A 2,980-nucleotide genomic window follows, 5' to 3' on the forward strand; every position below is an offset into this window, starting at 1 on the left:
ACATATGCTATTTTTGAAATAGTTTTTAATTCATTAGGTTGACGGGCATGGACGGAACCCCTATATGGAGGTTATAAATGAAAAAAGTAAATGATAGCTCCATTCTTATAGTAAAAGGTGAAATAGCCAAACAAATTCAAAAGGAAGCTCTTTCTAAACCTACAAAAAAAGCCTTAGAAAGAAATGAGAAAGCCTCCAAACTTGTAGCTTATCTTAGAAGATAAATAAAAAATAGAGAGATGTGCAAATCTCTCTATTTTCTTTGGGTTTTATTCCTTGTTCAGCTTTGTGCTAAAATTATAAAATATTTAAACTAAATTTTCAATATTTTGTTAAATATCTATTTTTTCTCGTAAAATTTTATAATTAAATTGTTTTTTTAAAAAAGCAATCAAACAATAGACACAAGCTAAAAATCCAGATATCCCAGTAAATATAAAAAGTAATCCTATATTTGCACCGTTTATATTATTAAAAATAATTAACATTTTATCAGAATTTGTATTTGCAAATCCGCTCAAAAGTTTTTCTACAATAATTCCACCTAAAAACATTCCAATCGGACGTGAGATTGATTCAAATGTATTTCTACACGCAAAAATTTTCCCTCTATGTTCTAGTGGAACTTTATCTCTCCATATATATGCTTTATTAGCATCGGAAAATGGAATAAAAAATGCAGCAAAAAATGCACCAAAATACCAAATTATAGGTGTCTGCCCTATTGCTAGAAGAATATCTCCTAAAATAAATGAAAAGGCTACAGCTATGTAAATTATTTTTTCTTTTGAACCTTTAAAAGAAAATAATGAAACTGACATTCCACCTAATATAAATCCTAATCCTAAAAACATATTAACTAATCCAAGTATTTCAGCATTATTATTAGTTCTACTTAATATTAATGGAGATATTAAACTAAAATATGTCATTCCCGAAAATAAATTAACTAGAAAAAAGAAAAACATGAGATTTTTTAAATCATCAATTTTTTTAATCTCATTATAAGAAAATTTAAATTCTATAAAAACTTGCTTCAAGTTAAATCTTACTTTTTTTAATTTCTCCTTAGGTATTCTCATAAAAGCTAATGTTATAAAAGCTATAAGGAATGTTACTAAATCCAAAAGAATAATATTACTCATTCCAATTTTATTGTATAATACCGCTCCTAAAATTGGACTTAAAAGCATTGCTATTCCAGATAAAAAAGAAATTAATCCATTAAGTCTTATAAAATCTTCTTTTGAAAAAATTATTGTATTTAATATATTTTTAGATGAATCTTGAAGACAAGAAAAAATACCACTAAAAAAATTTAAAAATAATATTAATGGAATATTTATAATGTCAAATCTAAATAATGCCAATAATCCTAATGATGATAACATTACTATAGAATCAGCGCACAAAATTATTTTCTTTTTTTCAAATCTATCTACAATAGATCCAATTACAATTCCAAATAAAATTTTAGGAAGAAATATAGAAATCGATAGTAAACTAAATGTTAATGGATTAGGATTTTTTTGATTAATCCACAATACAATTCCAAAACTAGTTATTGTGCTTCCCAACTCACTAAAAAACTGAGTTAAAATAAACCATATATTTTTATTCATTATATTTGTAAGTTTTTTCATGATAGAAATTAATAATCTCCTTTATAATATTTTTTCTTGGATTACAATAAATATCCAAAGATTTATTATACTTTGGAAGTCTTCTATTTAAGCAACCTCCTCTACATATATTAAAAACATCACAATCAAAACATTTTTTGTCTACACTATTAAAATCATTTTTGAAGGTAGTTGTATAAGATTTTTCTTTAAGCATTAATTCAAAAGATTTTTCTTTTATATTTCCTAAAAAATATTCTTTTATAGGGGTTAAACATTCACAAGTACATATATCTCCATTAACTCCTACTGAGAAATTTTGACCACAAGCCCCTGCTAAACTGCAAGACAAAGCTTTTAAAGGTTGATTTCTATTTAAAGAATAAACTTTTTCAAATATATCTGAAAATAATCTTATCTCTAGAAAATCAAAACTATCTTTTTTCCAAAGGTTAAATAAATTCATTAAAAAATAATTATAATTTTCTTCTGTCAAAGTAGTATCACTTTCATAGTCAAAGCAAGGAATAAAATCAACTGCTTTAATTTTTAAACTTTTGATAAAGTTATAAATAGTTTCAACATTTTTATAACTTTCATTTGTTATTACTACAATTAAATTTGTATCTAAATTATATTTTTTAGCTAAGTCAATTCCTTGAATTGTTTTTTCAAAAGAACTTTTTCCATTTAAATATTTTCTATGAATATCATGGATTTCTTTTGGTCCATCTATACTAAAACCAATTTTAAAATTATTTTCAGAAAACAACTCACACATCTCAGGTGTTAAGCTTATTCCATTTGATTGAACTGCATTCTGAATTTTTATATTGTATTTTTTTTCATATTTTTTTTCAATTTCTAATATATTTTTAAATTTATCAATTCCAGCTAATAAAGGCTCTCCTCCATGCCATATTAACGTAATCTCTTTTTGTGGATGAGTATTTTGACAAAACTCTAAATATCTATCAATTGTCAAATCAATAATTTCATCTGACATAATTTTATTTGATCTATACTCGCTTTTTTCTCTATAACAATAATTACATCCTAAATCACAATAATCAACAAGTTTGAATACAAGACTATTTATTCTTAATTTATCATATTTATATAAAATTTTTTCCAAAACAAAATCCCCCTTTAATTAATAATAAAAATATCTCGTATAACACGAGATATTAATTATAACTATTTATTGCTTATTTTAGGTGCTCTTTCAAATGCAGTTACTGGACTATCAGATGATACCGTCATTTTGTTAAAATCTTTTAAATTCATATTTTCCCTCCTAAAATATTAAGTTTCTGTTAACTTAAAATTTATTGAAACTACTCCAATCCTTTGAGGTA

Annotated in this window: 3 protein-coding genes; 1 reads left to right on the forward strand and 2 read right to left on the reverse strand. The window is 24.2% G+C overall.

The window, feature by feature from the left end:
* Positions 1-77: 77 nt before the first annotated feature.
* A complete protein-coding gene (locus Q0O83_RS11825) occupies positions 78-224 on the forward strand; it encodes a hypothetical protein (RefSeq protein ID WP_240222360.1) in 147 nt (48 codons plus the stop codon).
* Between the two features lie 108 nt (positions 225-332).
* Here the strand turns inward: Q0O83_RS11825 and Q0O83_RS11830 are convergent, their stop codons facing one another.
* On the reverse strand, positions 333-1,643 hold the full coding sequence (locus tag Q0O83_RS11830; protein ID WP_240222358.1) for an MFS transporter: 1,311 nt from the start codon (positions 1,641-1,643) through the stop codon (positions 333-335).
* Positions 1,615-2,757 carry a radical SAM protein gene (locus tag Q0O83_RS11835; RefSeq protein ID WP_240222356.1) on the reverse strand — a complete coding sequence of 381 codons (1,143 nt, stop codon included), beginning with the start codon at positions 2,755-2,757 and terminating at the stop codon, positions 1,615-1,617. The genes Q0O83_RS11830 and Q0O83_RS11835 overlap by 29 nt, the downstream gene beginning before the upstream one ends.
* Positions 2,758-2,980: the final 223 nt, after the last annotated feature.

The sequence above is a fragment of the uncultured Cetobacterium sp. genome, assembly GCF_945952365.1.
Classification (GTDB): domain Bacteria; phylum Fusobacteriota; class Fusobacteriia; order Fusobacteriales; family Fusobacteriaceae; genus Cetobacterium_A.

Coding starts and splice junctions, on each gene's coding strand:
- Q0O83_RS11825 (WP_240222360.1), top strand. CDS start 78: ATGAAAAAAGTAAATGATAGCTCCATTCTTATAGTAAAAGGTGAAATA.
- Q0O83_RS11830 (WP_240222358.1), bottom strand. CDS start 1,643: ATGAAAAAACTTACAAATATAATGAATAAAAATATATGGTTTATTTTA.